The following is a 25454-nucleotide window of genomic DNA, read 5'->3' as shown; positions in this document are numbered from 1 at the left end:
ACGCTGAATGTGGCGCATGGGTTCGCCAACCATCTGGATCAATGCTCTGTACCCCCTGGTTGGAACGAATTATTAAGTTCATCGTCGGTGGCGTTAAAGGTGGTACGGACTTTAACGCTGTTTTCGGGCGAGGAAAGCCGCGCAAAGAGCTTGTCAAAATTGTTTCTTAAGTTCGCGACCATCTGCGCCTCTATGGCGGAAAGCAATTCCGTATAGCTCTCCTTCAGCTTCAAAAGAGTGTTGTAATCGTCAACATCCAGAAGCACTGCAGTATCCTGGTTATGTTCGCTAATAACCTTGGGGCCACACTCAAAAAAAGCCATCTCATGGAGCCCAGTTCGGCTTACTTTTTTGAGATGAGTAATGTCTTGTAAAAAACCAGTCTGGCCGATCAACTGACGTGCTCTTGCGAGACGGCCTGCTGCATCTTGAGATGTGTTTGTCTTGATGTCTGATGCCATAAGAGCCTCCAGATATTCGCTAATTAAGTCGTTTTTGGTAATACGACATATGGCATTTCGACTTTTGGGAGCGAGAGTAAGTTAAGGGTGACGCACTTACCCAAAATTTTCAGTGTCATGGGTATTATAGTAGTGATATGGAGTTTAGTGTTCTGGCGAAGTTCAGAGGGGGTACATGGGATCGTACGACCGTTCTTTTAGTTCTCCGGCCAGATAGGCTTCCACCACTTTTTTGCAGCTTTAGTCACTCATTTTGAGACCATAAAAAATGGTATTAAACGGTTGGTGCCTTGCCAGCCACACCCAAACGTAATTCGCAATCTGTTACTCATCCAACCGTTTACACTAAAGGAGCGGTATATATGAATGTACGAATTAGCAAGCAGCAATGGCAAGGTTTTCTGGCTAAGCAAGTACAAAGCAATATATCCGTCGCGCTTTTTATTATAGCGCCAGTATTGGCTTCTCACCAAAGGAGAGCGTCAAAGTAAGCGCATCTTATATCAGTTTAGATATCACTTGGTAGGAGCTGGCGGGGCTCGCTTCCCTTTGATTTATAAGGAATTTATCGTTTCCGTCTCAGTTAAATGAAGATTCTTGCGTCATTTTTGTATCAGTTCCTAAATCAGTTAACTAAAAGAGTGCTATCACCACGCCCTCAACCGCCAGCTCGCTAACCGGTACAATGTTCATAGTGATCGATGTTGTAAAATTGGTATGAGCCAAAATTCTATTGGTTAGAGTTATATTCATTATAACTGAAGGATTGGAAGTCAGCGTTTATAAATTGACCCGACAAATCATGGCATGCCATACCTACAAAAGCTCCGGTAAAATGCTCTGCTCCAACTTCGTCGGCTAGACCGCTGTAATCAATGTATCCGCCAAGTGAATTCCAGTTGCCAGACTCGGTGGCCCAAAATCCTCTCCATTGATCCCATTCCACTTGTATTTTCAGGCGTATCTGGCCCTTCGGCAAAGATATCCTTTGGCCTAGAGGGTAGTGCATCTTCCCTTCCATTGTGGCCATGACAATCTCAATGACACGTCCCAAAGACTCGTCATGAGTAAGGCATAAATAGATGAACTTCTGTGTGTTATAAAAACTCATCAGACCAGCCATTTGCTGGAAGCTCGTAGGGTTAAAGTCAAAAGTTGTTTCTGCTGTAAAGCAAAAAGCTTGTTGACGTCTTGCGAGAAGACTTTGTTCGTAGAGGCTTGTAGGAGGCTCTTGGCCTTTTAGCCTTAGATATCCTGGACGTGCACTATACGATAGTATTGGTTCCAGGAGAGGAAACCGTGGACTCTGGTAGTGAATCGTCAGCTTATCGGTAGAAAAGTCAAAGTGTTCCTTTTGGAATTCCAATGTCGAATCAAAGCCAAGACTATTATGAGTCTCTAAGAGTGGATTTTTCTGGCCGTGAGATAACCTAGGCCATCCACAATCAGAAAAGCTAACCTTTTGGATAGCGGTCTCGCGACCAAGTACGCTTCGACCTCGATTAGGTAAGGGGCGCGATGCCAGATGAACGAAGTAATGGTCTCCATTGGGTAAGGTAACTAAATCTCCATGTCCTGCTCGTTGAAGTTCGTTTGTGTGATGACCTGCACTGGTTAGAAAATGCATTTGAGGGTCTATTTCGTAAGGTCCTAATAAGTTTTTACTTCGCGCAAAGAGCGATGCGTGGTGGGCAAAGGTTCCGCCCTCTGCTGTGAGAAGATAATAATAGTCGTTGATTCTGTATAAGTGAGACCCCTCAACCAAGCCAAGTTCGGAACCTTCAAAAATATTATGAATCGGGCCGACCAAGCCTTCTTTGTTAGAGTCAAACTCTTGAGCTATTATGCCTGAGAAAAATTTTGCAGCCCGGTGATGGTTAATGCTAGGTTCTGGACGATGGTCCCAGAGAACATTCAAAAGCCATTTTCGACCGTCGTTATCATGAAAAAGAGATGGGTCAAAGCCGCTGCTATTTAAAAATATGGGGTTTGACCAGGGGCCCATGATGTCGCGGCTAGTGATCAAGTAGTTCTTTCTGCTTTGATAATCGGTCTGATAGTCTCGTACATCGGTGTAAACTAAATAAAATACGCCATTTGAATAAGATAAACAGGGTGCCCAAATACCACAAGAGTTGGGGTGGCCTCTCATGTCCAACCAATCGGTTTGGTTTAACGGATGGGTAATCAATGTCCAGTTGGCTAGATCACGGGAATGATGTATTTGTACGCCCGGAAACCACTCAAATGTAGATGTCGCAATGTAATAGTCATTTCCAACACGGCAAATAGATGGGTCTGGATTAAATCCCTTGAGTATTGGGTTGATAATCATTTTAGTCATCCTGCTAATCAGTTCGCGTGTCTTTCGAAATTATTAAATATGAAAATGTGATCTCAGTATTACTAATTATTCATGTCGAGAATAGCATACAGGAAAAGATGTACATATTCGTTGGGGGAGCGAAGAGGAATGATTATTAAAGCTCTCGTTAAGAACGGTAAGCTAGTATATTTCCCCCCAGCTGATGGGGTAAATATAAGGGTTTACGTTCTCGATACTTTCAAATATAAAAATGTTTCAGGGGGCTGGATATTGTTAAGTGCAATATTCTAATCTATGAGAGTTGCTTAGCGCGGTTATTGCTTGAAAAGCTTACTCTAGGGTACCTCATAATCGACTATGATCGCATAGAGTAAGCTTTTATTGACCTAGTTTATGTCAGTCATGACATAAACTAGCCTGTAAATATTCAGAGAGTCGTTCGGTGCTTTCGTCCTGTATGTAGTTTAGGCAGGTATACACTTCTTTGGTAGATCCTGCTATGACAGGGGTCCTTTGATGCAGCCGGCTAGGTGTCACACTTAGAATGGAGTTTGATTCATTAAAAGCGCTTGCGCCGCAGTTATAAAGTATCAATGCTATGGGGTTAGCCTCATAAATTAACCTGAGTTTTCCTGATTGCATACCCTTTCTTTTATCCGAAGGATAAAGAAAAATTCCACCACGAGATACTACTCGATGAATGTCGGCCACCATGGCGCCGCTCCATCGCATATTGTAGTTTTTCTGCCTGGGGCCACATTTTCCATCTAATAGGTGGTCTATATAGTTGCCAAATTCTTTGTTCCAGCTTCTAGCATTGGCCATGTTGATTGAAAACTCAGACGTTTCGTATGGAACGCGCACGCCTTCTTCGGTAAGAACAAAGACCTCTTTTTCTACATCTAGTGTAAAAATATAAGTACCCTTTCCAAATGTGATGACCAGCTGAGTGGCGGGACCGTATATCACATAGCCGGCGCATAGCTGATTGGATCCGGGTTGGAGAAAAGACTCCTCTGGACTAGATGAAGAAAGGGCAGGAAGAATTGAGAATATTGTCCCTACAGAGCCGTTAATATCAATGTTGGTTGAGCCATCGAGTGGATCAAAGGCAACCGAAAACGCCCCACTTTCGTTGACGTTTATTGCATTATTCTGTTCTTCGGAAGCGAAATGCTTGACAGACTGATTATGGCGTAGCTGGTCCCGAAGAATCTGGTTGCACAGAAGGTCTAGAGTTTTTTGTGTCTCGCCAGAGCTGTTAGATTTATCTGAGCTTCCCGTTAATCCCTCTATTGGCGATTTGGATAGAGTATTGGCAATATCGATACAGGCTGACAATATGTCATTGACGACACCTCCTAATCCCGGGTCGATCGACTTCCTTAGGAGGAATTGCGAGAAGGTCTTGTTCCGGTTTGAATCATTCATAGCGGTTAACACACTTCAGATCAGAGAACGAGGTTTTGAGCCGTTCGACCATTGATACCTCTGCCTTTCTTAACCATACACGAGGGTCATAATGTTTCTTATTGGGCTTGTCCTGGCCGTCCGGGTTGCCGATTTGGGACTGAAGGTATTCATATTTATCGGCGTAATAGTCCAATACACCTTTCCAGCTGGCCCATTGTGTATCAGTGTCTATGTTCATTTTCACTACGCCATAACTGATAGCATTGTGAATATCCTCGATGGATGAACCTGAACCGCCATGGAACACAAAGCGCAAGGGGTGGTCGCTGTTTCCTGAAAGGTGAGCCCTTAGATGATCTCGGGAATTTTTAAGAATGTCCGGGCGCAGCTGTACATTACCTGGCTTGTACACGCCATGAACATTCCCAAACGCAGCGGCAATATTAAAGTTCGAACCAATCTTTGATAGCTCTGTGAACGCTTGCGCGACTTCCTCGGGCTGAGTGTATAGTTGGCTGCTATCGATATCGCTATTATCAACCCCATCTTCTTCACCGCCTGTGCAGCCTAGCTCAATTTCAATTCCCATTCCCAGGTCGTTAAGCTTTTTGTAGTATTGTGCAGAAGTCTCGATATTATCCGATAATGGCTCTTCTGAAAGGTCGAGCATGTGTGAGCTAAAAAGCGTCCGGCCGGACTTTGATAAGTGGCTCTCATTGGCGTGCAAAAGACCGTCGATCCACGGTAGTAATTTTTTGGCTGCGTGATCGGTATGAAGAATAACCGGTACGCCATAGGACTTAGCGGCTACGTCTATATAATGAGCGGCCGCGATAGAACCTTGTATAGAGTTTTCTATCGGATCATCACTTAATCCTTTGCCAATGAAAAAGGCCGCTCCGCCATTTGATAGCTGAATTACCACCGGTGAGCGAATCCGCTTGGCGCATTCCAAGACGGCGTTAACAGAATTTGTTCCTACAACATTAACGGCCGGAAGAGCGTAGCCATTCTCAAGGGCATGATCATAGATAATTTCGGCGTCGCTTCCGCTTACCACACCTGGAGATATGTTATTTAATGAGTTTGTCATGCTTTCTCCACTGTTAATTTAGTTCGCATTGCGTGCATATTTGCAGAAAATGTTCTGGATCTAGGCTGGCGCCACCCACAAGCAAGCCGTCTATATCGGGCTTTTCTAGTAGTTCGCACGCATTCTTACGGCTTACGCTGCCGCCATATAAAATCCGGTTTTTTTGCGCAAAGCCCGCACCGTATTTCTCTTTCAGGCACTTTCGAATAAATTGATGTACTTCTTGTGCTAGCTCGGGATCAGCAGATTTTCCACTGCCGATGGCCCAAACAGGTTCGTAGGCAATACATACATCGCCCTCGTAGTCCTGAATTTCCTTTAAGCCTTCGTCGATCTGGCGAAAGATAATATCTTTGGTGATGCCTGCTTCTTTTTCCTCAGCGTTTTCCCCTATACACAAAACAGGCACTAGGCCATGGATTAGTGCATTTTTAACCTTGATATTGCAGCTGATATTGTTTTCGCGAAACATTTGTCTTCGCTCACTGTGGCCTATTAAGCAAAGGCTGCAGCCAACTTTCTTGAGCATTTCCGCAGAGGTTTCACCGGTATAGGCACCCGATTCAAATTTACTGACATTCTGGCTACCAATCTGAACTTCAGAATGGTGAAGCAGGCTAAGCATGTCGCGTATATAGATATAGGGCGGACAAACTGCAATGTCCGTATCAAATTCTTTTCCCACCAGGGTGGCAATAGAAGTACACATTAGGTCAATGCCGCCATTGAGCTTCCAATTGGCGATAATCAATGAACGGCGGCCCCCAGACGGGTTGGTGATTGCATTCATTTAATAAACCTATTCGTTGAATTTTATGAAGGCTGTTAAGAAGCCTATTAATAGCTTGGACAGGATGATAGTTGATCTAAATTGGTATGACAACCCTACCAATAATATGGTTGATGAGACTATATCGCTGGAGTAGACAGAAAATGAGCGCTTTAGATGATCAAAAATCTGGCGCGTCTGTCGCGCTGCAGTGGGTGGAATAAGTAATCTTGAAACCTAATCTCGAAATCGATATATTGGCAAAGTGGCATTACCACAGGCGGACGCCCGAAGGTATTGCTTTAAGCTTATATATCTGGAGTCACCCGTGAATATACCCCTACAACTTGATGAAAACCGTTTGTTTCCCTCAGATTCCCGAGAGCGAACAATCGCCCGTGAACTTTATGACAGCGTAAAAAAGCTGCCAATCATCAGTCCTCACGGTCATACGGATCCATCATGGTTTGCCGACAACGAGTGTTTTCCCAACCCTACCGAATTGTTGATTAAGCCCGACCACTATGTATTTCGTATGCTCTACAGCCAGGGCGTTGAACTTTCGGACTTAGGCTTAAAAAACCGCGTAAACCCCGAGGCGTCACAGGTGGACCCCCGCGATGCCTGGCGCTTGTTTGCCAAACACTATTACCTGTTCCGTGCCACACCCAGCCGCACTTGGCTCGACTATGTATTTAAGAACGTCTTCTCGCTGGATAGCGTGCTATCACCCGAAACGGCAGATCACTACTATGACACCATCGAGAATGCCTTAAAGCAGGATGATTACCGCCCGCGACAGTTGTTTGAGCGCTTTAATATAGAAGTTTTGGCAACTACCGAGTCTCCCTTGGACGATTTGGCGCACCATCGCAAGATTATGGAGTCGGATTGGCAGGGCCGAGTAATTACGGCCTTTAGGCCGGATAATGTGGTGGACCCGGACCACGGCGGGTTTAACGATAATGTCGACACTTTGGGCAAGCTGACATCGGAAGATGTCAGCAGTTTTACAGGGTACCTGAACGCACTGCGGCAAAGGCGCGAGTTTTTCAAACAGCATGGTGCGACCTCTTCAGATCACGGTCACCCCACGCCGGCCACGGCGGATTTATCTGAAGCGGAAGCAGCCAAGCTGTACCAAACTGTCCGCGCTGGGGGCTGCAGTCGCGACGAGGCAGAGCTTTTCCGGGCGCAAATGCTCACCGAAATGGCAAAAATGAGCATCGACGATGGCCTGGTGATGCAAATTCACCCAGGCAGTTATCGCAATCACAACCAAAGCTTGTTCGAGAATTTTGGTCGGGACAAAGGGGCCGATATTCCACTTAGGGCTGAGTTTGTCGAGAATCTCCGGCCGCTTCTCAGTCGTTTGGGCAATAGTAAAGATCTGGAAATCATCCTGTTTACACTGGATGAAACGAATTATTCACGCGAGATTGCACCGTTAGTCGGGCATTATCCAAGCCTAAAAGCCGGGCCTGCCTGGTGGTTTCACGATAGTCCCGAGGGTATGAAGCGGTTTCGTGAGCAGATGACCGAAACCGCTGGCTTTTACAACACGGTTGGCTTTAACGACGACACCCGGGCGTTCTTGTCTATCCCGGCGCGGCACGATGTAGCGCGGCGTTGCGACTGTGCGTATCTGGCCGGTTTGGTCAATACCGGGCGTTTAAGCCTAAACGATGCCCAAGAGGTGGCTGTTGATTTAACCTACAACCTTGCGAAGAAGGCCTACCATTTATGATTTCTCAACCGCGTTTAAATAAGGCGAATCTCTCGCAGGCAAAAGCCGCTCTCGGCCAGCCAGCTTCAATGGGCAATCGCTCTGATAACAAAATTGTACATATTGGCATTGGGGCGTTTAGCCGGGCCCATCAGGCTCTTTATACGCAAATTGCTAACGATGAAACCCAAGACTACTGGTCTATTGTGGGTGTAAGTCTGCGCAGCCCGGGGGTAAGAGATACCCTCAAGCCGCAAGATTATTTGTACACCATTAAAGAGCGCTCGTTAAACGAAGATAATTTGCGCTGTATTAGTTGTCTGGAAGATATATTGGTGGGCAGTGAAAATGCCCAGGCAGTCATTGATCAGATCGCTGACGAGACGACCAAAATAGTGACTGTCACTGTGACCGAAAAAGGCTATTGCCAGGCGAGTCAGCGTTTGGATACGGCTAACAAAGCTGTGGCAGCGGATATTGAGTCAGGCTCTTGCACTAGCTTGCCGGCCTATTTGGCCCGTGCACTGCTTGCCCGCAAAGAGGCCGGGTTAGCGGGTATCACTATTGTGAGCTGCGACAACCTGCCCAACAATGGTGAGATTCTGCAAAATGTTGTTAAGGATTTTGCCGATACCCTGCAAGCCGATCTGCGCAGCTGGCTTGACGACAATGTACGTTTTTGTTCGACCATGGTGGATCGTATTGTTCCCGCTGCAACAGAACAGGTAGTGCAAGAAATATCCGAAGACATCGGTTTGCATGATGCGGGGGCATTGTTGTGTGAACCCTACAAACAGTGGGTAATAGAGGATAATTTTCTGTCCTCTCGGCCCGCTTGGGAAGAGGCCGGTGCGCTCTTGGTGGAAGATGTGGCGGCCTACGAAAAGCTAAAATTACGGATGCTTAACGGCTGTCACTCGGCGCTAGCGTATATCGGTTCACTATTGGGAGATGAGTTTATCCACCAAACCATCTCGCGTCCCGAGGTGGAAGCTTTTATTGCGCGCTTAATGGCTTCAGAACAAAGCCAGTCTCTTCAAGTGCCATCTGGAATTGATATTGATCAGTACAGTCGCGCTGTTATCGAGCGGTTTAAAAATAAATACGTTCCTTATCGCAATGCCCAAGTGGCGACTGACGGATCGTTAAAATTGCCACAGCGTTTGTTATTTTCTGCGTATGACCTTCGGCAGAAGAGCATAGCGCCACAGTGTATAGCCTTGGCGGTGGCGGCGTGGCTGCAATATTTAGTGGGTTATACCGTGGGTGGTTCTTATTCGGTGAGTGACCCGAACCTGGGGACGCTAGAAGGGATTATTAGGGCTAACTCAAAAGATTCTGCACAGTTGGTAAGTACTATGATGTTGCAAAGTGGTGTCTTCCCCGAGTCTTTGCAACAAGACGATGTGTTTGAGTCAATGGTATTTGAGTATTACCAGAGTTTGCAGTCACAGGGGGTGGTCGATGTATTGGCTAATATCACCGCTCGCTAAGGAGCGGTGATAGGTAGGTAAGCTTTAGCTTGGGCGGCCGAAGTAAGTGGCCGCCGCTTCAGAGGCATTGTCGATGTGAATACGCATGGCGTTGCGAGCTTTCTCAGGGTTACGCTGCTCCAGGGCTTCTATAATGCGTTTGTGATCATCAATAGAGGGATGGACCCCTTCTTTGCGCAAACGCTCCAGGAACGCCGTGCTTAGCTCGGATTCATTGCGCAGCTTCCATAGCCAGTCAACAACGGCTGAAATAGCACTGTTTTGGCTGGCGTCTGCGATGATTTTATGAAAGGTCCAGTCGGCTTTTTCAGACGCGTCTTCATGTTTCTCTTCTTCGGCCATATCTTGTAGAGCCGCTTTAAGTTTAGCGATATCTTCGTCGGTGATACGCGCGGCTGCGAGGGCGCAGGCTTCAGCTTCGAGAATATATCGAATCTCCAGGATTTCAAACGGGCCGACCCCTTTATCCCCGGTATCGAGTCTAGGTTTTGTGTCGCATACGTATATTCCGGATCCGGTACGAATTTCGATAATACCGGACAGCTCCATCGCAATCATGGCCTCGCGTATTGTCGGACGGCTGACGCCTAGTCTTTCTGCAAGATCACGTTCGGCTGGAAATTTATCTCCGGGCTTGAGGGTGCCATCCTTAACTAAGCTAGAAAGCTGTTCCGCGACCTTAATGTATAAACGTTCTGCTTTAATTGTTTGAAATTCCACTGTATTTAACCTGCTGATTCATTGGGCTTGTAACGATATGAGGTGAGCTCTCTGCAAGATGGCTATCAAAAGGTCAAGCCACTAGGGACCCTATATCTTAACCTAAGTTAACGAGAAGATTAACCGGTTTCAACGCTTGTTTAACCTTGTTTTTATCGGAAGTTGCGAGTATCGTATCATGGTAAGGTGGTATTACCAATAATGTGATGAATAAGCGCCATTGTGGAAGATTGGATGAAGAATAAAATAGTGGCATTCGGCGAATGCATGTTGGAACTGACAAAAACTGTAAATCAGAGTTATCACTTGGGGTATGGCGGCGATACGCTTAACAGTGCTGTATACATGGCTCGTGCTGGCGCCGATGTAACCTACTACACAGCCTTGGGAGATGACGGGTACAGTGACTATCTGGTAGATGCTTGGCGCTCAGAGGGAGTTAAAACAAACTTGGTGCTGCGCTGCGAGGGAAAGGTCCCAGGTTTGTACATTATCGACACGGATGATGAGGGAGAGCGTAGTTTCGAGTACTGGCGTGATAATGCTCCCGTGAGATCAATAATAAAGGATCACCCAGATGCTCTGGCCAGCCTTTTTGAATTTGATTATTTATATCTAAGCGGAATAACGCTCTCTCTGTTCGACGACACAGATCGAACGCAAATCGCTGAATTTGTTAATCGTTTCCGCGAGCGCGGAGGCGTAGTTGCATTTGATACTAATTATAGGCCTAAGGGGTGGTGTTCTGAATCTCAGGCAAAAACTACTATTGCTTCGTTCCTTAAATTAGTCGATATAGCATTGCCAAGCTTGGATGATGAAAAAGAATTATATGGACATCAAACTCTTGAAGATTGCGTAGATCATTACCGGCAATTGGATGTGAAAGAAGTCATTATCAAGGATGGTAAAAATGGCTGCTTTGCGCTAATAGACGGCAAACTATCGCACTACCCATTGACCAAGGTAGTTTCCCCTGTCGATACCACCTCTGCGGGAGATTCGTTTAATGGTGCATACCTTGCGGCAAAGGCTGATAATTGCAATGTCGCGCAAGCGATAGCCTTGGGTCAGGAATGTGCCGCTCATGTTATTCAGCACCCAGGTGCAATTGTAGCGCGAAAAATTCAATAGTAATGAGATTGATATAATGATAAGACTCGTAATTCTATCTCTATTTTCATTAGTCCTATCGTCCTGCGGCATAAGTCAGGATGTAAAGATTTTGAAACTTGCGCATGGGTTGGATGCGAAGCACCCCGTGCACTTGTCAATGGTTCACTTTGCCGAACGTTTAGAAGACTATTCTGACGGTGAAATGAGAGTCAAAATATATCCATCGGGGCAGCTTGGAAGCGAACGGGAACTGATTGAGCTGATCCAGATTGGTAGTGTTGATTTGACCAAGGTTTCTGCTAGCTCGCTAGAGCCATTTATCCCTAAGATGAGGATATTCAGCACGCCTTACCTGTTTCGCAGTAGTGATCATCTATGGGCCGTGTTGAATGGAAGTATCGGGGAAGAGTTAATGAAGGCCGGTGAGCCTTACCGTATTAGAGGCTTAGGTTACTATGATGCCGGTAGCCGGAGCTTTTACACCACAAAGCGCGCTGTCAGTTCTCCCAAAGATCTCCAAGGCATGAAAATCCGGGTTATGAACAGCCCCTCTGCCGTCGCCATGGTAAAAGCGATGGGCGGCGCACCTACACCCATATCCTGGGGTGAGTTGTACACATCGTTACAGCAAGGCGTGGTCGATGGTGCCGAGAACAATCTCCCCAGTTTCTATCTGTCTAAGCATTATGAGGTGGCTAAATACCTGATTCTAGATGAGCACACTTCGATTCCCGATGTTGTCATCACGGGAACCAAAACGTGGGATCTGTTGAATGATCAGCAGCGAAAATGGGTCAATAAAGCCATGGACGACTCGGTCGCTTTTGAGCGTAAGTTGTGGGAAAAAGTTAGTCAGGAATCTCTAGCTGAAGTTAAGACGGCAGGGGTCACGGTTTTCGAGGCGGATAAAAGTCAATTTCTGGAGAGTGTAAGACCAATTCACGAACAGATAAAAAGCTCTGATCTAGGTGAGCTGTACAACAAGATTAGAGAGGTTCACTAATGACACTAACTAAGGTATGTAATCGTATTGATTACGTGTTAGAGGTTTTTACCAGCTTTTTAATGATCGGTTTGGTGCTGGATGTTACTTGGCAAGTAGTTACCAGGTTCTTTACTAGTAACCCGAGCTCCTTTACCGAAGAGTTAGCACGGTTCTTTCTTATATGGATTGCCTTCCTGGGGGCGGCTCACGCTTATCGCAAAGGCGCTCACTTAGGGCTCGATTACTTTGTAAATAAGTTTTCGGATAACGTTAAGAACAGAATCGTGAGTCTGGTTCTTATATTTGTAACCGTTTTTAGTACATGCATTCTTTTCGTGGGGGGTAGCTGTTTAGCGTATCTTGCATGGGATTTAGAACAGACTTCTGCGTCCTTGGGGCTATCCATTAGTCTTGTTTATCTTGTGATACCTATGAGCGGCTTACTGTTCGTGTTATTTACTGCCGAGTTCTACAAAAACTATTCGAATAATATTTAATGGAAGTGCTATGGATATTTCAGTTGTAATTCTTATTGCCAGCTTTATCGCGCTACTGCTGCTAAATGTTCCTATCGGTGTATCTATTGCATTATCCGGTTTTTTTGCGTTGCTCTTTAGTCTCGATTTTATCTCGACAACCACAACCATGGCGCAACGCATGTCGGCTGGTGTTGATAGCTTTGCGCTCTTGGCTATCCCGTTCTTCATCTTGTCGGGGTTCTTGATGGGGCAGGGTGGAATTGCGCATCGATTGATTGAGTTTGCCAAAATCTTGGTGATGCGATTGCCCGGCGGGTTGGCATTTGTAAACATTCTTTCTTGTACCCTGTTCGGTGCAATATCGGGCTCAGCTGTCGCTGCAACGTCTGCGATAGGCGGCTTTGTGATTCCGGAGATGGAGAAAGATCGTTATAGCCGAGAATTTTCTACTGCGGTGACGGTAACGGCTTCCACTACTGGAATGTTGATTCCTCCGAGCAATATATTGATTGTCTATTCACTGGCCAGTGGCGGTGTATCTATTGCAGCCTTGTTTTTGGCAGGTTACCTTCCCGGAATTCTTGTAGCCCTCTGTTTAATGATTGCGAGTGGCATTTACGCCAAAATAAAGGGTTTTGGCGTGCCTACCCAGAAGCAGTCTGGGCAAGTGATGAAAAAGACGCTGGATGCATTACCAAGCTTATTTCTGGTTTTTTTGGTTATTGGAGGGATAGTTTCTGGTTACTTTACGCCCACAGAGGCGGGTGCTATTGCAGTTCTCTACTCTTTCGTGCTTTCAACGTTTATTTATAAAGAAGTGAAGTTTGAAGAGCTGACGCAGGTATTAAATAAATCTGTATGCACCACAGCCATTGTGATGTTGCTTATTGCAGCCTCTTCCGCCATGTCGTGGGTATTGTCTTATGAGAATATTCCGCAATCAATAAGCGATTACTTTTTAAGCTTTAGCAATAACCCGATTATCGTATTGCTAATGATTAATATACTGCTGCTTATGGTGGGCACTTTCTTGGATATGACACCGGCGGTCCTAATCTTTACACCTATTTTCCTACCCATTGTAGAAGCGCTAGGGATATCGCCGATTCACTTTGGGATTATAATGATTCTTAACCTATCAATAGGCCTGTGCACACCGCCGGTCGGCAGTGTTTTGTTTGTTGGGTGCAGTATTGGGAAAACATCGCTAGCGCGGGTAATCCCTCCGCTGCTTCCCCTCTACGTAGCTATGTTTGTGGCACTTTTAATCATTATTTGCGTCCCAAGTTTATCAACTTGGTTGCCCTCTATATTAATTGATTAACTGTAGTTACTTGCTAATAGGAGCCTTGGTTAGGCTTTCGTAACCAGGGTTCCACTATGATTGAAAGTATTCTGGATGTATTGCTGAATAGCTTTTAAAGATATATATCGAACCAATGTGGAGCGCGTTACAGTTCATGTGACTATTGAGTGGCAAGCATTCTAAAAACTGTTATTCGATTATTTTTGTATATTTTTTAAATACTATCAGACACGGTGATGTCGTCAAAAAGAATATACTCGCTGTTCACATTGTTACTGTTGGACGAGTTGCTTGTAGAGGTGGTTTCTGAAGATAAATCTATATATCTTATCTGAAGCTTCTCATTGGCTGTATCCCTTACGCCCGAGTTAAGCGTGTCGCTACATGCTAGCACTCCATCTAACCAGCCTTGGATGACTCCGTTTCTATGTCCGGGTGTATTTAGTACTTGACGTATTCTAATCTCATGCCACTTTCCCGGAGTAAATCGTTTCTGAAATCCGCCGAAATCCCACTGAATGAAATGAGGCAAGGATGAGACTGTCTTATTGTTCTTGTAGCCTCTGATCATAAAAGCGATCTTTCCATTTTCTGACCAGCTTACGTTGGTGAAAAATGTTGCGTCTTTGTTGGGGAGCGATCCAGATATCCCTGGTAGGGATCCATGGCTATTGAAGTCAAAATCTGTAGGGAACTTGATCCAATATGTTAGGTGTATCTCATTCGCTACAGTCGACGGTAACTGGATTAACCGCTGTGGGGCAAGTGTGGTTTTATGGCCTTCAGGCGGTGATAGCAAAAACTTTAGTGCATTACCAGATCGCTCTGTATTGACAATTTCTGTAGTCCTGTAGGGCGTTGTATTATTATCAGGTATCCGGGTGCCAAGTATTGAGTCTCTATCGAGATAATCCGTACTAGCGTCTTCAAACCCTTCTGTGTACAAGTTTTCGGATAAACCTGCTTTAGGTAGTAGCCCATGAAGGGTTGCAGCTATAAACAAGGCCAGGCACTTATTCATATTCACCATCACATGGTTGTTGAAAAAAGAAGCCGGCGTAATCGCCGGCCAAGAGAGAGCCACAAGGAGCGACCAATAGAGGAGAAAATGCGTACTTCAAGGGAACATATTAATGGTATAGCTTTAGGGCTAAAACAATGGCTTGTTCCAGAGCACACACGTTCCCAGTAAGCGTCTTTACAGTACGTCAATTAAGCCAATCTGTCAAGTGGTAATACCAGTTGTGGCGATGCGCTAATTAAGTAGGGTTGACTAAATGGTTCGCAAAACGTCTGAGTGGGCGTCAAGGCGACGTTCTCGAGTTTTTATCACCTACTTGTAGGTAGGCTGGCGTCGGTATTAAGGGCTTTTGAGGTGAACAAGAAGGTGCTGTTGCGTTCCCCAGGCGTGGGCCGTCCCAATTGCCCACTAAGAAGTTGCATGTTCTCGTCACAGGTAAAAGCGGGTTAAACCGCTATCTTTTAATCTTGCGCTGTCCCTAAACAAAAAGACCAGCCTCGAATGAGGCTGGTCTCATGTCAGCTATGCTGTAAGACAGAAAGGGAGGTAGTTTAAAGTACTTTCCCCTTAAGCTATTTTAACTTAGAAGCGGTAGCTCGCACCAAATGTAATTCTGCGATCTGGATAACCCGAGAAACATACGGGGCCAGATTCAGACACACAGGTTTGAGTAATATCTTCTTCAGTAAGGTTAACAGCTTCCACCCCTAAACTTAACTGATCGGTAACGGCATAGCTGATGCTGGCATTTAGCTGACCTCTGTCATGGTTATAAACAGGGAAGCTAAAGGTACTGCTGCCGCTAGCACCACCAGCAAAGTCTAATGAACGGAAGGCTTCACGCCAGGTGTAGCGCATTCTCGCTGATAGACCATACTTCTCATAGTAAGCTGTAATGTTGTAAGCATTTTCTGAGAAGTCTAATAAGCCCCGTGGAAGAGTAACCTCACCCAGTACGGCCAGGCCGCGGCCGGATGTCGTATCTTCACCTGTATCACCGCTAAACTCTTGGAAGGTATAGTTAGCTAAAATACCAAAACCAGAGGCCCAGCCTAGAGAATCTTCAAAATCTGCAAGATCATACTGGAATTGTAGTTCGATACCTTTTTGTTTGGTGGTTCCCTCAACATTTTCAGGTCTTGTAAAGTCAACACACAAACCCTGAGAGTTTGGATCACCAAAGGTGTTGGGTATCACTTCTGGGTTCCAGATGCCGCCATCTTCACAGGGTTGCGTGGCATCGCGCTCCAGGCCACCAGTGGTTGTATCGCTTGGGTACAACGCTGCACCTTCATAATATGAGCCAAATAAATTGGTACGTTCTTTATGGAAGTATCCGACACTCAGCAACGCCGACGGTGCGAAATACCACTCGGCGGCAATGTCAAACGAATCGACTTCTTCGGGTTCCACCCCAGGATTTCCTAAACTTACGGCCGCGTTCTCAGCTTGACTAAAAGAATAGCCGATTCGTACATCATCAAAGTCAGGACGTCTGATGTCTGAACCGTAACCTGCTCGGATCAGAAGGTCATCCGTGAGTTGAACTTTTAAGTTCAAACGAGGTAATAGGAAATCGTAATTACTGCTATTAGTGATTAAGCTACGATCGGATCCACCGATAGATGGTGCATACCCTGTTGAGTCAATATCAGTTTCTAAGTACCGAAAACCAACATTACCTGTCAAAATTCCGTACTCAAAGTTTGCTTGAGCGTAAAGCGCTGAGGTTTCTTCATCAATTTGGTAATATGGATCTAAATCTTCTTGTAGATTCAAAGAAGTAGCACCCGTACCCTCAGGATAGAGTTCTCTATTGGCGGCGAAGGCAGCTTCAAGAGTCTCAATCGTGCCGTCTGGATCAGAGAAAGAGCGGTCTGGATCAATTAACAGAAAGTTACTGATAAACAAATCGCGCCCATCTGCATCACCGTAATTGTCAGGACCTTCGACAAGAAGATCTGCAAATAGCGTCCCTCTTGGGGTGTCCACTAGATTGTTAAAGTTACCGATTTTATCGTTAATGGTTATCTGTTCGCCTGAGGCTTTGTTGTAACGAACGCCGAAGTCTACAGAGGTGACACCGAGAACATCTAGATCATAGGTGAAATCTAACCGGAACTGGTCGTCAGTGTTGTCTTGCGAGTTACGGCTTACATCTAACGCGCGAAGAACCACATTATTGGGATCGGTTAACTGCTCGGGAGTTGGCGCATATTCGTTTTCAAAGTCAATACCAAATGCTAACGATCCACCAGTCAAATCATAAACATATGGTACGCAATTATCGGCACCGGTACTGGTTGTAATGGCGTTAGGATCTACGCCGCCCTTTAATGGGCAGTTCGGGTTGATGAAATTCAAAGTGGTGTTGAGTTTTGGCGTAGTGGTATCCGAGTTAGACCGTGCCAGCTCGAAACTCGCTTTTAACCTATCCCCTTGCCATTCGCCGGCAAGTCTAAACAGCTCAGTATCGGTAATACGTGAATTTGTTTCGCTGGTGAAGCGCATGTTTGGGTCGTCATCATCGTACGCAAGGTCCGGTGAAAGACGGCCGGTTAAGGCGGCATCAACCACGCCGTTATTCCCGACATCTCCAACGCCAAAGTCGACCGTTTCGAAGCTGTCTGGATAACTAATGGCCCTTAGGTTACTCACACCAGAGGCTTCAATTTTGTACGCGTCGCGGCTTCTTTCTTGATTGTTGATAATGGCATCAAAAGAGAACTTTAATGCATCGCTAGGTGCCCACTCGAAAGTAGATGCGAGGTTAACAGTTTCATAGTCATCGTTTTCCTGCTCTTGCACCATGAACTGAATGCCAAGAAACTCTGACGGACTGTTACCTGAAAAGTTATTGATGTTGTCACGATCGACGCGTGGACGGAATGACAGAGCCTCTTGCTCTGTGTAGCTACCGCTGACAACGAAGCCAAAATCGCCAGCACTGGTTTCCCAGTTGTCGCCGTAAGCGCCCGCAAATCTAGGCTTGATGCCCTCTGTGCTCAGGCTGCTGTGTTCGCCTTGGGCTCTGACAAAGCCTAAAGTTTCGCTTAGGTCTAGTGGGCGAATGGTTTTTAGGTTAACAGTACCACCTACAGAACCTTCAATTGTTTTGGCGTCTGGCGATTTGGTTACTTCAACTGCGGCAATAATCGCTGGGTTAATATCTTCAAAGTTAATGCCGCTACGACCACTGCCTGAGCCCACTGTAGAGACACCATTGATCTCGACACGGTTGGCATTGGTGCCGCGAATTTGCACACCGGTACCCACACCCGCTGTACGGGTAATTTGAACACCTGTGATGTTCTCCATTACTTCCGCCAGGTTTTGGTCGGGCAGCTTACCGATATCGTCAGCGATGATGACTTCAACTAACTTTGTTGATTCACGTTTCGCATCAATGGCACTTGCGAGTGATGCACGGATACCCGTTACGACAACTTCCTCTAATTTCGCGGAGTCTGATTGTGCTTGAGCCATCGTACCGGAAGCGGCGAGGGCGATTGAGGCGCCGAGCACGGATTTCTTGAATAGTTCTAAGTGAGGCTGATACGTTCGCTTTTTCATAGTGAGTCCTTCGTTTATTTATTATTTGAAGCACGTTTGCCCGCCAATCTTGCTGTTTTGTAGAGCATCTAGCTGTTTAGATGCGGATTCCACAGTTATGGCGAGTATTAGGAAGGTAAAACAATGTGGACATGTAGTCAAGTGGTAAGGCCAGTGGTTGTACTGTTGTAAGGGCGCGCTCCATAACACCGACCTTACTGGGAGCGACTAAGAAATCTCGCTGATGGGAATATGATCCATGTCGTCAAAAGTTTGGTTTTCGCCGCCCATTGCCCATATAAATGTGTAGTTGCTGGTGCCAGCACCACTGTGGATGGACCAAGCGGGCGAAATTACGGCGGTACCCGCTGCCAATACTAGGCTGCGGGTTTCACTGGGTTCGCCCATAAAGTGAAAAACGCGGTTGTCGTCGTTGTACTCAAAATACATGTAGATTTCACTGCGCCGACGATGGGTATGCGGCGGTTTGGTATTCCAAACACTGCCTTCTTCCAGCTCGGTAAAACCCATGACTAGCTGGCAACTATCGACAATACCCGGGCGTATGGATTGGTTGATGGTGCGCTCATTGGACTCTACCGCGCTACCCAGCTCAATATGTTTGGCGTTGGGTTTGCTTACGTGGGTGGTTTTAGTGGTGCGATGAGCCGGGTAGCTGACCAGATAGTATTGGGCCGGTTGCTTGGGATCATTGCTGGTAAATTGAATATCTCGGCTCTCGCGGGCAATGTACAGAGAGTCTTTGTAGGTCATGGCAAAGCGCTCGCCGTCCACCTCAATCACGCCGTCGCCGCCTATATTGATAACGCCTATTTCGCGGCGTTCACAAAAATAGTCCGAGCCCAGCTCTTTGGATTGAGGTAGTTCCAGGGGTTTTTGTTGCGGCACGATGCTGCCGACGATCGCACGATCCACGTCGGTATAAGTAAGCACGGTTTCGCCTGGAGTGAATAAGTCATCGACGACAAATGCTTCCTTAAGCTCGGCATTGGTCATGCGTTTGTAGCTGTTAATGTCCGCAGTGTAGCGTAATTTCATGGTTCACCTTTTTAAGGGTTGGTGGGTTGTAGGCGAATAGGGTTGTTCAGTTTAGAGATCTCGTTCGCGAGCTGTGCTTTAAATTGTTCAACTGACTTTGGACCTTGAGGGTGTGTCGACCAAAATGCGCCGAAATAATAGTGAACACCCTCGGTCTGATTGTTCAGAATCACAAGTTGGTTGTTCTCATCTTTTTGCAGGGCGTCAAACTGGCTCATGGGAAAAAAGATTGCCATGCCCAGGTTGTCATCATTAAGGCTTTGCTTGCCGTAGCTCGCTAGATACCCCCATTTACTATCCTTGGGTGTGTAAGTAAGTACTTGCACATCATGGTCAACAATGCCGGTGGCGAGTTGCTGTAATTCGTCGACTTGGGCGTCTACGCGGGTCAGGTAGGAGTTGGCGCGGATGCTGTACCGGGTCGTTAGTTCCAGTGTTTTCGACTCGGGGCGCCAGCCTGTATGAGTCACCGTCGCGCTCGATTCCAGTGGACCGTTTGCTATTGCTACCGACATGTCGGTTACCTGCTCGGGTTTAATCAAACGGTTATCGAGCCAGGCCCCTACAGCGCCCAACCCCAGTGAGGGGCCTACTTTTAATATGTCCATACCCCAATCGGCCATGCTGTGATAATCGCCGCCGTCGAGACCGGTCTCAGCCAGAGAAAGCCCGTTTTGAGTCTTACCAAATATATCGATGGCGCCGCGGTGATCAAAGTAATAACGATAAGCGACTTGCTTAGACTCCCAGCCAAAACCTTCGTATTTAAACAGCTTATTGCCGATAGTGTGGGTGGGTGGGAGTTGCATGAAGGTGGCATTGTGGTAGTTGCCACCGCTGTAATTGCCCTCTTTATCTGCCTCGCCACCGACTCGTACCGCCAATTCGGCATACGTTTGCGGTGGATAGTCCACTTGCAGTGAGCCATCGTTTAAATGGTGCACGGCAATCGTTTGTTCACTGTTTGGTGCTAGGTTTACCTGGGTGAGAAGTTCGATTCCTGCTGTTTGGCTGGGGGCTTCTCTGCCATTAACTATGACCACCTGGTCTTTTCCGTGAGCGAGGCCATTTAATTGGATGCTGACCACTTCTTCGCGCGGTTGCGACAAGGGGTTGGTGACCGAGTAGTATGAGACGGTTTCGGTGGCTGGTGTAGCGAGGCAGGGTGCGCCAGAAAGGGCTATGCCCGCCGCGATGGAGGCTATAGTGAGTCTTAGCATTCGCGTGGTCTCCGGTAATTTTTTGTTAAAACTTGGACTTTAATTACCAGGAAATATACTATAACATCATTGGTATTACCACATTACCAGTTGGCAATCTTTAAAGCATACGGCTGATTAGTAGCTGGTTTTGCTTACTTACAATAATGATTTGGAGATTCTTATGTTTCTGAAACCCTTGTCTGCGTTATTCGCAGGAGTTATCGCCTGCGGCTGCGCTACCGCTGAGATAGATCAAAGCCAGGGGCTGGATTGGCCTGAACTGGTGAAATATGAAAAACCGGGCACCGCGGAAACCTCTCTTAGCGCCGACTTCACTCGGGACTCTGTAAGTCAAGTGGCCAATCAGGTGGCCGACTGGCAATTGGATCAATACGACATCCGCTCCAACAAAATGCGCCTGGAAGGTCGGGCCAGCGGCTTGCCGCAGGGCTGGATGTATGCCCCCTTGCACTCGGGCTTGCTGGATTGGGGGCGGGTATCGGATCAGCCAGCTTATGAGCAGGCGGTGCGCAACATCGCGGCCGTGAATCTTTGGCGTTTAGGGCCGCGCCGTTATCACGCGGATGATCACGCTATTGGGCAGGTGTACCTTGATTTGTACGAAACCTACCAAGAGCCTGTGATGAAAGAGAATGTCGAGGCGGTGTTTGACTGGGTACTGGAAAATCAAAGCGATCGCAGCCTGGAATTTGAGCACCCTGAAAAGGAGATCATTTATGGTGCTAACCGCAAATATGTCGACCCCTGGTGCACGGTACGCTGGTGCTGGGCTGACGCAATTTTTATGGCACCGCCGGTGTGGGCTCAGTTAGCGGAAATTACGGGTAATAACGATTACCTAGAGTTTATGAATCGCGAATTTTGGGTTACGACTGATTATCTCTACAGCGATGAAGATCACCTATTCTTACGCGACAGTCGTTATTTCACCCGTAAGGCAGAAAACGGCAAGCCAATTTACTGGGGACGTGGCAACGGTTGGGTATTGGCAGGCATAGCCCGTACGTTACCTCATATTCCGCAGGACTTTGAAGATCGCGAAGAATACGTAGAGCTGTTTAAAGATGTGAGTGCTGCTTTGCTGCGGGCTCAAAAGGCGGACGGCAGCTGGCCAGCTTCATTACTCGAAGAGAGTGAAGCACAAAACGCCGAATCCAGCGCTACCGGACTTATCGTGTTTTCTCTCGCGTGGGGTATTAATAGCGGTGTGCTTCCTGCGGACGAGTACCTCCCGGCGGTTGAAAAAGGCTGGAAATCGCTCGTTAGTACCGTCCAGCCCAACGGCAAACTTGGTTTTGTACAGCAAGTGGGGTACGCACCCGAGAGTGCCACAGCTGAAGATACTCAGCTATACGGCACAGGGGCTTTGCTTTTGGCCGCCGCCGAAGTCTACCAGTTGCTTGAGAAATAAGAGGGCAGTATGACGGATTCAATCATTTCAAAGTTATTTTCCGTTGAAGGAAAAGTCGCGCTTGTTAGCGGCGCGAGCCGCGGTTTGGGTCAGGCGATGGCACTGGCGCTGGCGCAGGCCGGTGCCAAGGTAGTAGCTTTGGGCTCTCGCCCCGAAAGTTTGCAAAAAACCTGCGATCTGTTCAAAGAGCACAAGTTGGATATTCGCGCGCTGGGTTGCGACCAGCGTTCGGCGGACTCGATCCGCTCGACTGTGGCGCAGGTGCTGGAAGAGTTTGGTCGCATTGATATTCTCATTAATAACGCGGGTACTATTCATCGAGATCCGGCGCACGAATTTTCCGATGAAGATTGGGATGACGTCATTGAAACTAACCTCAACGGTGTGTTTCGTATGTGTCGCGAAGTGGGTCGTTCCATGCTTAAAAACGGGTCGGGAAAAATCATCAATATCGCCTCATTATTGAGCTTCTCCGGCGGCATCACCGTACCTGCGTACGCGGCAAGTAAAGGAGGGGTGGCGCAGTTGACCAAAGCTTTGGCGAACGAATGGGCCAAAGATAATGTTCAGGTGAATGCCATTGCCCCCGGTTATTTCGAAACCGACAACACCGAGAATCTACGCAAAGATTCGGAGCGCTCGGCGAGTATCAGTGCTCGCATTCCCACAGCGCGCTGGGGTATGCCCGATGATTTAGCTGGAACCGCCATCTACCTGAGCAGTAAGGCATCTGATTATGTGAATGGTCACGTGCTTTTGGTCGACGGCGGTTGGATGGCGCGGTAAGCGTCATTCTGCGTTTAAATATTAACTAACATTGTGTGTTTACTATGAAAAAGATAAAGCTATTCTCCTTGGTGGCGATGGTTCTTAGTCTGTTCCTGGCGGGCCAGACAGCACATGCCAAAACCTCTAAAGTACTGTTTAACAGCGAGTGGCAGTACTCCGAAACCGGTATCGACAAACCGAGCGATAGCGCCGACCACTGGCAAGCCATTACCTTGCCTCACACCTGGAACGCCAAAGATACCGTCGATCAGGTCCCCGGTTATCGTCGCGGCGTTAGCTGGTATAAAAAATCGTTTAAAGCGAATAAAGCCGATCGCCACTTTTTGCATTTTGAAGGCTCTAACATGGAAACGGATGTTTACCTCAATGGTAAGCATGTAGGTTCCCATGTTGGGGGTTATATTGGCTTTAACATTGAGTTAACCGATGCGATTAAAACCCGCGGAAAGAATAAGCTTCTGGTGCGTGTTTCTAACGCCTATAACCCGCATCTTATACCATCGCAAAAGTCGGACTTCTTTATTCACGGTGGCATTACGCGTGATGTATGGTTAGTCAGCAAAAACGACGCGTTAATCGATCGATTTGAAGCGCGCGCCGACAATGTGAAAGACCAAGACTACACCACTGACCTGACGGTGTTCCTTGATAGCAATAAGAAAGTTAAGGCCCGCTTAAAAGCAAGCCTTGTTGGTCCGGATGGCGATTTGATTGCTACCACCGAACGGGATGTGGAGGTTGATAAAGGTCAGTCGCAAGAAACCCTAACTCTGAACAACGTTGACGATGTAAAACTGTGGTCTCCTAAAGAGCCTAACCTTTACACGATTAAGGTTGAGCTCGTGGAGCGCAAGCGTGACCGTTCGTTGGATGTGGCAGAGTCTTCGTTCGGTTATCGATGGTTCGAGCAGGCTCCAGGAGAAGGTTTCTTTGTGAACGGCGAGCGGATCTTGCTTCGCGGAACACACAGACATGAAGAAATTGCCGGTGTTGGCGCGGCCATGAGTAATGAACAGCACCGCAATGATATGCAATTGATCAAGGATATGGGGGCAAACCTGGTCCGTCTGGGACACTATCCGCAAGATCCAGAGGTTTACAAGGCCGCCAATGAAATCGGACTGATTGTGTGGGACGAGCTACCCTGGTGTCGCGGTGGTAAAGGTGGCGAACAGTGGGAGAAAAATACCGAACAATTACTGCACGAGCAGCTGGCACAGAACTTTAACCACGCCAGTATTGCCTTTTGGTCACTCGGCAACGAAATTTACTGGGAAGAAGATTTCCCCGGTGGTGGTCGTGATGAGATCTTGGTCCCTTATCTGAAAAAGCTAAACGATATTGTTAAAGCGAAGGATAGCTCACGCCTAACCAGTATTCGTAAATATTACCCGGGCTCAGATATCGTTGATTCTTTCTCGCCTTCTATTTGGGCGGGCTGGTATGGCGGTGCCTATGGTCAATACGAAGAAGCTTTGGTAGAGGCGCAGAAAAAATACCCCAATATGATTCATATGGAGTACGGCGGTTCCAGCCACGTAGGCCGCCATACCGAGAATCCGATCGATTCGAAGGGGATACGAGGTGCTCAGGTATCCGTTGAGGAAGCCGTGAATCAAACAGTTGTGAAGAGCGTTGCCAAGTCTTCGGACTGGAATGAGAACTATATGGTCGATCTTTTCGATTGGCATCTGATGGTGAGCGAATCATTGCCGGGGTTAACGGGAACCGCACAATGGGCGATTCGGGACTTTGGTACCCCGCTGCGCCCAGAGAACCCAATTCCGTATGTGAATCAAAAGGGCCTGTTCGATCGCGCAGGTAAACCCAAAGACTCTTACTACGTCTATGCCAGCTATTGGGCGCCAGAGCCTCTGTGCTATATCGAGTCTCATACATGGACACATCGCTATGGTCCGCAAGAAGGTCGTGAAGTAAGTGTTTTCTGTAACACCGAAACCGCCGAGTTGTTCCTAAACGATGAATCTCTGGGTGAAAAGATGCGCCAGCAAGGGCAATTCCCAGCCTCTGGGTTGGTTTGGCAGGTTCCTTTTAGCGAAGGTGAGAATCAATTGCACGTTATTGGTCGCAATGGTGACGAGAAGGCTGCCAGCGACGAAACTCAAGTGACTTATTACATTGGTGAGCCAGGTAAATTTGAGCGATTGAATGTCACTCAACGTAAGCTTGATAACGGCAATGTTTTGGTTGAAGTGGCTGCCGAAGATAAAGAAGGCCGTCGTCTGACGACCTATTCAGATCGAATCTACTTCTCAGCGCTGGGGTTTAACGACGCGTTGGTCGATGGGTTTGGTACCCCAGGGCGTAGCAGTGTTATCGAAGCCGCTAACGGTTATGCCGCCATTGAGGTATCCCCGCAAGACGAACACCCAATTGTAGTGCAAGTTAAAACGCAAAACGTAAAAGGGGTATATGTTGAGGTTGCGGCGCGCTGAGGCGCACGCAGCCCTCGACATTAAGCTGTAAAAATAATAGGCCACTATATTTAGTT

19 protein-coding genes are annotated in these 25454 nt (G+C 47.1%); 9 read left to right on the top strand and 10 right to left on the bottom strand.

From position 1 onward, the window contains the following. Window positions 1-38: 38 nt before the first annotated feature. The 5 genes from M6D89_RS11375 to tpiA form a co-directional block, all read right to left on the bottom strand. Window positions 39-461, bottom strand: a complete 423-nt coding sequence (locus M6D89_RS11375) for a hypothetical protein (RefSeq protein WP_253968193.1) — start codon at window positions 459-461, stop codon at window positions 39-41. A 730-nt stretch (window positions 462-1191) separates the two neighbouring features. Further along, complete coding sequence (locus M6D89_RS11370; protein ID WP_253968192.1) at window positions 1192-2796, bottom strand: glycoside hydrolase family 43 protein; 1605 nt, start codon at window positions 2794-2796, stop codon at window positions 1192-1194. A 387-nt stretch (window positions 2797-3183) separates the two neighbouring features. After that, window positions 3184-4218, bottom strand: coding sequence for a class 1 fructose-bisphosphatase (locus M6D89_RS11365; RefSeq protein WP_253968191.1), 1035 nt, complete (start codon window positions 4216-4218; stop codon window positions 3184-3186). Beyond that, entirely contained in the window at window positions 4211-5293 is a 1083-nt protein-coding gene (gene fbaA / locus M6D89_RS11360; protein WP_253968190.1) for a class II fructose-bisphosphate aldolase, read from the bottom strand. The genes M6D89_RS11365 and fbaA overlap by 8 nt, the downstream gene beginning before the upstream one ends. Before the next feature lie 13 nt (window positions 5294-5306). Beyond that, window positions 5307-6083, bottom strand: a complete 777-nt coding sequence (tpiA, locus tag M6D89_RS11355) for a triose-phosphate isomerase (RefSeq protein WP_253968189.1) — start codon at window positions 6081-6083, stop codon at window positions 5307-5309. 307 nt (window positions 6084-6390) lie between these two features. Here tpiA and uxaC point away from each other — a divergent pair, with 307 nt between their 5' ends. Together uxaC and M6D89_RS11345 are read left to right on the top strand one after the other, a co-directional pair. After that, a complete protein-coding gene (uxaC, locus tag M6D89_RS11350; protein ID WP_253968188.1) occupies window positions 6391-7809 on the top strand; it encodes a glucuronate isomerase in 1419 nt (472 codons plus the stop codon). After that, complete coding sequence (locus M6D89_RS11345; RefSeq protein ID WP_253968187.1) at window positions 7806-9281, top strand: mannitol dehydrogenase family protein; 1476 nt, start codon at window positions 7806-7808, stop codon at window positions 9279-9281. The genes uxaC and M6D89_RS11345 overlap by 4 nt, the downstream gene beginning before the upstream one ends. 24 nt (window positions 9282-9305) lie before the next feature. On the opposite strand, the gene M6D89_RS17390 is transcribed toward M6D89_RS11345, so the two are convergent. Then, window positions 9306-10001, bottom strand: a complete 696-nt coding sequence (locus M6D89_RS17390) for a FadR/GntR family transcriptional regulator (protein ID WP_253968186.1) — start codon at window positions 9999-10001, stop codon at window positions 9306-9308. Between the two features lie 234 nt (window positions 10002-10235). Here M6D89_RS17390 and M6D89_RS11335 point away from each other — a divergent pair, with 234 nt between their 5' ends. From M6D89_RS11335 to M6D89_RS11320, 4 genes are read left to right on the top strand one after another with little or no spacing between them, the layout of a single operon-like run. Continuing rightward, window positions 10236-11135, top strand: coding sequence for a sugar kinase (locus tag M6D89_RS11335; protein ID WP_253968185.1), 900 nt, complete (start codon window positions 10236-10238; stop codon window positions 11133-11135). Window positions 11136-11151: 16 nt separating this feature from the next. Further along, window positions 11152-12120 carry a TRAP transporter substrate-binding protein gene (locus tag M6D89_RS11330; RefSeq protein WP_253968184.1) on the top strand — a complete coding sequence of 323 codons (969 nt, stop codon included), beginning with the start codon at window positions 11152-11154 and terminating at the stop codon, window positions 12118-12120. Then, window positions 12120-12599, top strand: coding sequence for a TRAP transporter small permease (locus M6D89_RS11325; protein WP_336297552.1), 480 nt, complete (start codon window positions 12120-12122; stop codon window positions 12597-12599). Before M6D89_RS11330 ends, M6D89_RS11325 begins: the two co-directional genes overlap by 1 nt. A gap of 10 nt (window positions 12600-12609) precedes the next feature. Then, window positions 12610-13905 carry a TRAP transporter large permease gene (locus M6D89_RS11320; RefSeq protein ID WP_253968183.1) on the top strand — a complete coding sequence of 432 codons (1296 nt, stop codon included), beginning with the start codon at window positions 12610-12612 and terminating at the stop codon, window positions 13903-13905. A 196-nt stretch (window positions 13906-14101) separates the two neighbouring features. Here M6D89_RS11320 and M6D89_RS11315 read toward each other — a convergent pair whose 3' ends face one another. From M6D89_RS11315 to M6D89_RS11300, 4 genes are all read right to left on the bottom strand, one after another. Continuing rightward, window positions 14102-14971, bottom strand: a complete 870-nt coding sequence (locus tag M6D89_RS11315) for a polysaccharide lyase (RefSeq protein ID WP_253968182.1) — start codon at window positions 14969-14971, stop codon at window positions 14102-14104. A 519-nt stretch (window positions 14972-15490) separates the two neighbouring features. Continuing rightward, window positions 15491-18481 (bottom strand): TonB-dependent receptor, encoded by a 2991-nt coding sequence (locus M6D89_RS11310; protein ID WP_253968181.1) that lies wholly within the window; start codon window positions 18479-18481, stop codon window positions 15491-15493. Between the two features lie 207 nt (window positions 18482-18688). Beyond that, on the bottom strand, window positions 18689-19519 hold the full coding sequence (gene kduI, locus M6D89_RS11305; protein WP_253968180.1) for a 5-dehydro-4-deoxy-D-glucuronate isomerase: 831 nt from the start codon (window positions 19517-19519) through the stop codon (window positions 18689-18691). A gap of 11 nt (window positions 19520-19530) precedes the next feature. Further along, the gene (locus M6D89_RS11300) at window positions 19531-20739 is read right to left on the bottom strand and encodes a DUF4861 family protein (protein ID WP_253968179.1); all 1209 of its coding nucleotides are present in this window, start codon (window positions 20737-20739) and stop codon (window positions 19531-19533) included. A 163-nt stretch (window positions 20740-20902) separates the two neighbouring features. Here M6D89_RS11300 and M6D89_RS11295 point away from each other — a divergent pair, with 163 nt between their 5' ends. From M6D89_RS11295 to M6D89_RS11285, 3 genes are read left to right on the top strand one after another with little or no spacing between them, the layout of a single operon-like run. Next, complete coding sequence (locus M6D89_RS11295; RefSeq protein WP_253968178.1) at window positions 20903-22153, top strand: glycoside hydrolase family 88/105 protein; 1251 nt, start codon at window positions 20903-20905, stop codon at window positions 22151-22153. A gap of 9 nt (window positions 22154-22162) precedes the next feature. Next, a complete protein-coding gene (gene kduD, locus M6D89_RS11290; protein ID WP_254722315.1) occupies window positions 22163-22939 on the top strand; it encodes a 2-dehydro-3-deoxy-D-gluconate 5-dehydrogenase KduD in 777 nt (258 codons plus the stop codon). Window positions 22940-22983: 44 nt separating this feature from the next. Beyond that, a complete protein-coding gene (locus M6D89_RS11285) occupies window positions 22984-25398 on the top strand; it encodes a glycoside hydrolase family 2 protein (protein ID WP_253968177.1) in 2415 nt (804 codons plus the stop codon). Window positions 25399-25454 lie beyond the last annotated feature (56 nt).

The sequence above is a fragment of the Gilvimarinus xylanilyticus genome (genome assembly GCF_024195295.1).
Classification (GTDB): domain Bacteria; phylum Pseudomonadota; class Gammaproteobacteria; order Pseudomonadales; family Cellvibrionaceae; genus Gilvimarinus; species Gilvimarinus xylanilyticus.
The sequence above is the reverse complement of the archived record's forward strand: the minus strand, read 5'-3'. Positions and strand labels throughout refer to the sequence as shown.